Genomic DNA, 6,479 nt, shown 5'->3' on the forward strand with positions numbered 1-6,479 from the left:
TTTGCAAATCCAGCACGGCTAAAGGATCATGCCGCTCTCGGCTTCGGCTGATTTTACATTCCACTCACTGTCGCCAGGGGAGTCCCGCTGCATTGCGAGGCGGGACTGAGATAGCGCAAGGCGCTGACCCTGGAACCTGATCCGGTTGATACCGGCGGAGGAAGTGCGACATGCCTTACCTGACGTCTGCCGTGCTCGTCGCGGCACTCATGTGTTTTGCGTTTCTCGGGCTGCGCGCGCGCCGTGTCGACGGTCCCCTGGATGATTACGTCACGGCACGTAACTCACAAAATGCCTCGACTCTGGGGCTCTCGTTTCTGGCATCGGGAATGGGGGCGTGGATACTGTTCGCGCCGCCGGAAATCGGTGCCTTTGTCGGCCCGCTGGCCCTGGCGGGCTATGCCATCGGTTCGGCGCTGCCGTTCATTGTGCTGGGGCTTTATGGGCCGAAAATTCGCCGTCATTTACCGCAAGGGCGCAGTATCGGCGAGTTTGCCGAAGCTTGTTACGGGGCCGGGGTGCGCCGCTGGGTGTCGCTGGTCTCGGTGCTTTACATGGCCTGCTTTCTTGCCGCGGAGTTGACCGCGATCGGTGCGATTACCGCCTTGCTTTCCGACGTGCCGCCGGCCTTGGTGGTGATAGGGGTGGCGCTGACCACACTGCTTTACACGGCCCTGGGAGGGTTGCGGGCGAGTCTGGCTACCGACCGCTGGCAAGCGTGGTTGTTGATTGCCTTGCTGGCGCTGGTGGGAGGCGTCGCTTGGTTGCGCTTGCCCGAGATGCCGGTGGATGCGGTGATGCCTGCCATCCCGGTCGCCGGGGCCTTGAGCGTTGCCCTGACTCTGGTGATCGCGGTCACCGCGGCCAATCTCTTTCACCAGGGGTATTGGCAGCGGGTGTGGGCGGCGCGTGATGATAGAGCCTTGGGGCAAGGCGCTTGGCTGGGCGGCGGTATTACCGTCATTGTGGTGATGGTGGTCGGTGGCTTGGGGATGCTGGCGGCGATGAGCGGTGTAGCACTGGGCGAACCGCCGATTCCATTTTTTGCCTTGCTCAGCCAGGCCCCGGCCTGGTTGGCGCTACCTGCCTTGGTGCTGGCGGTGACCTTGGTCGCCTCGAGTGTGGACACCCTGCAAAACGGGATTGCTTCCCTGGTGGTGGCGGATTCCGGCAAGCGCGGGTTGTCGATCGGTGCCGCTCGGCTGGTGACGGTGGCGCTGATGGTGCCGGTGGTCATCGTGGCCTTGCAGGGGCTTTCGGTACTGCGGCTGTTCCTGATTGCCGATTTGTTGTGCGCGGCTATCGTGGTGCCTGTGTTATTGGGTCTGTGGCAGCGGATGAGCGCCTTCTCCGCCGTGGCTGGCGGTGTGGCGGGTATGCTCGGCGCTGTGTTGCCCGGCTGGGTGACCCAGGGAAGCTTGATCGAGGGAATACTGGCGGCAAGTTTCCCCCACAGCATCCCCACCCTGGCGCCTTTTCTGGGCGCGCTTGTCGCCTCTACCCTGATCAGCCTGTTGCTTGCCTGGCTCATGCCGCGAAAGCAGTAGCCAAGTGATGATTCGTTGAACCCCGGAGGTGGTATGTTACGCACAATGCTGGTTTTCCCTGATGGCGAGTCCCGCCAGGGCGGCGAGGAACTGATCGCTACCTGGCGGGAGTCGACGGATGCGCATATCTGGATCGATATGCAGGGGGAAACGCAGGACAGCGAGCGTACCTTGCTGGAAGCCTTCGACTGCCACCCCATGGCAATCAATGATGCGCATCGGGCGCGCCATCCGCCCAAGATCGAAGAATTCGAGACGCATACATTGGTCATCTATCGGGGAATTTCCTCCTTCGACGGCAAACTCAATTACGTGCCGCAACAGCTGTGCTTCTTTATTGGCGAGCGCTTCTTGATCAGCCTTCACCCGGGCATGGCGCTAAGCGTCGAGCGGCTATATAACGACCAGGGTAAGGCACTGCTGCTGCAGTCGCCGGAACAGGTGGCGCTGAAGGTGATGTATATCTCGGCCGGGTTTTACATTGATGGGCTGCTGGAATTTGAAGCCGAGCTGAGTGACCTTGAAGATGAGTTGCTGGAAGCGGGTAACGATGAATTGATGCGTCGCATCACCCTGTACCGTTCGCGGCTGGTCAAGATGCGGCGCATCTTCAGTTATCACCAGGGGATTACCCAGGAATTGATCGCCTATGATTATCGCCACCTTCCGCGCGATGTTGCCGAAACGCTGCACGCGATCAATGATGTTTATGAACGCTTCGAGCGTCTCTATAGCCTGACCCAGATGTATTACGACATCTGCGGCGACCTGGTGAACGGCTATATCTCGATTGCGTCTCACCAGCTCAATATCACCATGCGGGTCTTGACGGTGATTACCGCGATTTTCGTGCCACTGACCTTCGTCGCCGGCATCTATGGGATGAACTTCGAATATATGCCTGAGCTGACCTTTCGCTACGCCTATTTCGTGGTATGGGGCGTGATGCTGGGAATTGGCATCAGCTTGATATGGCTGTTTCGCCGCAAGGGCTGGTTTTGATTCAAGCCCGCTGATTATTTAACCGATCAAGTAACTCCTGCCTCAGCTGATGGTTAAGTAGGAGGCTCGGCGTGCCTAAAGCCTGAGAAAAATCCCCAGACCATGATGAGGTTTTGGCACCGCACTGGGTTGCCGCCGGTGTTACCTTTGGCCTCCAGTCATAGCATTTCGTTTCGTTCCCCGTTAGACAAGGTCGTCCAGCGAGTTTCTGTAGGCGAGGATCGGGTGGAATATTAAAGCACACGCACTCCTATGACCTACAAGGCAAACAATGCATGCAGGCTGTAGCAATCACCGCATTACCGCTATTGGTGCCCTTGGGCTATTGGCTGGGGTTGGCGATCACCTTGGTGTGGGGGCTGCTTGCCTGGAATAAGCGGCGAGGGCAGTGCTGTTTAAAGCAAGCAATAGGACACGGCGATGGTCTCCTGCTGGCGTTGCTGTTAGGGGTGGGCATGGTCGAGCTTGCGGCAGGCGCTTGGCATGATAGCTTGCGGCAAGCCTTGCCATTGGCGGGCGCGGCCTGGCTCGCGGCTCTGGTGTTGGTAATGCTTCGCGCAGTTCCGCCACGGCCTTTGGCATGGTGGGCAGGGCTGGCTGTGAGTGGCTTGGGCGTGGGTGGCTGGGCTGCGTGGCAAAAGCTGGTGGAGGGGTTGACCCGTGCCACAGGGCATCCACCGCTACATTCCATCTTCTTCGGCAATCTTGCGTTATTGAGTGCCCTGTTATGTCTGGCTGGACTGGGTTGGGCCTGGCAACAGCGAACCACAAGATTTTTCTGGGTGGCGCTGTTACTGAGTGGCGCCGCGGGAGGCGGGCTGGCCTCGGCGCTTTCCGGCACGCGGGGTGGGTGGCTAGCCTTGCCGCTGGTAATAGGGGTGTTCTATGGCGGCTATGCTCGCCGATGGCCGGCGGCGTGGCGCTGGCTGGCACTGAGTGCGGTGCTGGCGCTCATCATGGCAATGTACGTGATCCCGCAAAGTGGTGTGGAGAAACGAGTGGACAAGGCGGTGGCCGAGGTGCATCGCTACATCGAAGGCACCGACTATGGCTCCGTTGGGGCTCGTCTGGAAATGTACCGTGGCGCATTGGTGTTGATCCGTGAGCGTCCCTTGGTGGGCTACGGCCACCAAGGCTATCAACCCGCCATGCAAGCACTCGAGGAAAAGGGCGTTCTAAGCCCCGGGTTAGGCAATTACTGGCATGCCCACAACGACCTTCTGGATGCCTGGGTACGCCGAGGTTTGCCGGGCTTTTTGATGGTGCTGGCGCTGTATCTGGTTCCCTTATGGCGTTTTCTACCGGGTTTGCGCACCAAAAACCCCGTCCAGCGGTCCTTTGCCGTGGCCGGCGTGTTGCTACCGGTCGCTTTTATGGGCTTTGGCTTGAGTTATTCTTTTTTCGCGTATCCCGCAGGAATTGCGGTGTATTCCGGCTGGCTGATTTTCCTTTGGGTTCAAGTCCCGGGGAAAGTCCCACAAGATAGGCACCATGTATTCTCTAATCAAAAGCCTGACGGCCCTCTTGCTGATGCCGATGCCTCTGATGGCGGTAACCTTTGCTACCGGGTGGATGATCCGCCGGCTGGGCCGCTATCGTCTGGGTGACAGCCTGATGATAACGGCCATGTTATTGTTATTGCTGGCTGCCTGGGCGCCGGTGGCGGATGCCCTGCTGGAGCCGATGGAGTCGAAATATGCCGCCTTGACGGTATGGCCGCAAGAGCGGCAAATCGAGGCGGTGGTGGTGCTGGGCGGTGGTTGGCAGCCGGAGCGGTCCTGGTCGATAACCGGGCGACTCAGCGAAAGTTCGGGGATACGCCTGATGGAAGGGCTGCGGCTCTGGCATCAGCGTCCAGATTTGCCGTTGTTGGTCTCAGGGGGTGGTCCGGGTCCGGAAATGACCATGGCCCATGGCTATGCCGAAGCCGCCGAGGCACTGGGAGTGCCCCCAGAGCGGATCGTGGAGCTGGCATCGCCCAACGATACGGCCGCCGAGGCCAAGGCGGTACAGGCGTTACTCGGTGGAGGCGCTCAAGTGTTGCTGGTGACCTCAGCGTCACATATGCCACGCGCAGTACGTCATTTCGAGGTAGCCGGTTTGGTTCCCGTGGCTGCCCCTACGCATTATCTGGCGAATCGGGCCGAGGGCTTCGGGCTAGCCTATTGGGTGCCCTCCGCACCTGAGTTGCGCAAGACCGAGCGCGCCCTTTACGAAGCACTTGGACTGCTTGCCATTCAGTGGGAGCATTGAACGTGACATTTAAACACCTGCACCTTTGCTTACCGGGAGATAAGTAAGCCATGTTCAAGCGTATTCTGGTGGTCTGTACCGGCAACATCTGCCGTAGCCCTGTGGCTGAGGCATTTCTTAGACAACAACTGCCCGAGCGTCAGATCGGTTCCGCTGGCCTGGGCGCATTGGTAGGTAAGCCCGTTTCACCGCTTGCGCGTGAATTGGCCGAGGCCGATGGCCTGGATGTTTCTCACCACCAGGCGCGCCAACTGACAGCGACAATGATCCAGGAAGCCGATCTGATTCTGGTGATGTCCGAAGGCCAGCGTCGTGCCGTGGGACAACAAGCACCGCAAGCCTTGGGCAAGACACTCTTGCTCGGCCGTTGGCTGGACGGGGGCAAAGGGCAGGATATCCCCGACCCTTACCGCAAGAACGTCGAAATCTTCGAGCATGTTCATACGCTGCTGAAAGATGCCACTCTCGGCTGGGCTGAAAAACTTTAGCAGTCTGTCGGATTTTAGATAACGTCGTGAGGTACTCACCTCCTGCCACCCCCATCTGAACGACGGCCATGAGCCGCTTCTTGACCATCAGGCTGACTATCTTCTGCCACCTTAATGAGGTGTCCGGTAGGGTTTAGCTCCAATGATAAAGGCGTCACAAGTAAAAGCAGTAGGTGATCCCTGCGTGAGTGCGTAGGAGACTTTGCCACTACTGCAAGTCAGCACAGTCCTTACAGTGAGTCGTGTAGGGAAGAACCTCCAGGCGCCCAGGTGCGATCGGATCGCCGCATTCTTCGCAACGATCTCCGACTTGGGCATCGATACGTGCCAGCGCCCGTTCGACCTGAGCAAGCTCTGTCCTGGCTTCATCATCCAGCCGTTCGACCACTTCGTCGTTCTGGACTTCCAGCGCCTGGTCCTCGATGTCTTTGTCCAGAGCGCCACTGGTACGATGTTGATGATCTTCGTAGCACTGTATGCGCTCCTGGAGTTCTGTCCGCAACCCTTCCAGCAAAGTCTTCCTGTCTAGTGTAGCCATGATGCACCTTGGCGGTATCGGTAGGGGAGTGGCCCCATTAAATGGCATGTGAAATAAGTTATTTTTGACTTATACCACGTCATGCTCACGCTTGTTTTGCATAACTTCCTTTAACGCTTCATAAGGAGCATAGCAGGTACGGTGGGTACGGATGGGCTTATGCTCCATATGCCTACGCTTTGCTCCTTCTTCCTACCCCTGCTGGACTTTCCTGCAATATTGCCGATTCGGCATGTCAGTCTCGAGACTATTTCTTATTGTAAGTATTTTCTCAAGTAAGTATTCCAACGTTGACTTTACTATATGTAAGTAATATTTCTGTTGCGGAGTGTTCTTTGGTGACAGGCTTTTTTTGAGTCATGACAAGGTAACTTTCTAATGCGCATATTAAATTGTTAAATATATTTTATTATTTTATAAGCAGTTGATTTTAAATATGAAGATTTTTAAAGATTAAATAATTTATTCCGATTAACCCTGTCTAACATGATTTTCCCCCTTCTTTATTACACTAAGTCTCACTTTTATAGGAGTTATTGTCAAATCTGGTGTACGACGGTCAGGCGGCGTTCCTGTCTGACTGATCGATTACTTGCTCTCCGTCCTGGAACTTGACGTTGTTGATGACCAGTTCCAGTTTCTGGAAATGCT

At 57.0% G+C, this 6,479-nt stretch carries 6 protein-coding genes and 1 riboswitch; of the genes, 5 read left to right on the forward strand and 1 reads right to left on the reverse strand.

From position 1 onward, the window contains the following. Positions 1 to 65: 65 nt before the first annotated feature. Positions 66 to 181, forward strand: a riboswitch (TPP riboswitch). The 5 genes from DU506_RS13425 (at position 171) to DU506_RS13445 (ending at position 5,290) form a co-directional block, all read left to right on the forward strand. After that, the gene (locus tag DU506_RS13425) at positions 171 to 1,547 is read left to right on the forward strand and encodes an SLC5/6 family protein (RefSeq protein ID WP_114487420.1); all 1,377 of its coding nucleotides are present in this window, start codon (positions 171 to 173) and stop codon (positions 1,545 to 1,547) included. It overlaps the preceding riboswitch by 11 nt. A 33-nt stretch (positions 1,548 to 1,580) precedes the next feature. After that, complete coding sequence (locus tag DU506_RS13430; protein ID WP_114487421.1) at positions 1,581 to 2,549, forward strand: magnesium transporter CorA family protein; 969 nt, start codon at positions 1,581 to 1,583, stop codon at positions 2,547 to 2,549. Between the two features lie 275 nt (positions 2,550 to 2,824). Further along, positions 2,825 to 4,156, forward strand: a complete 1,332-nt coding sequence (locus DU506_RS13435) for an O-antigen ligase family protein (RefSeq protein ID WP_114487422.1) — start codon at positions 2,825 to 2,827, stop codon at positions 4,154 to 4,156. A gap of 19 nt (positions 4,157 to 4,175) precedes the next feature. Then, positions 4,176 to 4,802 (forward strand): ElyC/SanA/YdcF family protein, encoded by a 627-nt coding sequence (locus tag DU506_RS13440; protein ID WP_235825619.1) that lies wholly within the window; start codon positions 4,176 to 4,178, stop codon positions 4,800 to 4,802. A gap of 50 nt (positions 4,803 to 4,852) precedes the next feature. Then, positions 4,853 to 5,290: a low molecular weight protein-tyrosine-phosphatase gene (locus DU506_RS13445; RefSeq protein WP_114487424.1), complete on the forward strand. Its 438-nt coding sequence runs from the start codon at positions 4,853 to 4,855 to the stop codon at positions 5,288 to 5,290. A gap of 208 nt (positions 5,291 to 5,498) precedes the next feature. Here the strand turns inward: DU506_RS13445 and DU506_RS13450 are convergent, their stop codons facing one another. After that, on the reverse strand, positions 5,499 to 5,828 hold the full coding sequence (locus DU506_RS13450) for a TraR/DksA family transcriptional regulator (protein WP_114487425.1): 330 nt from the start codon (positions 5,826 to 5,828) through the stop codon (positions 5,499 to 5,501). Positions 5,829 to 6,479: the final 651 nt, after the last annotated feature.

Origin of the sequence: Vreelandella rituensis, from assembly GCF_003336665.1 — a bacterium.
Lineage (GTDB): Bacteria > Pseudomonadota > Gammaproteobacteria > Pseudomonadales > Halomonadaceae > Vreelandella > Vreelandella rituensis.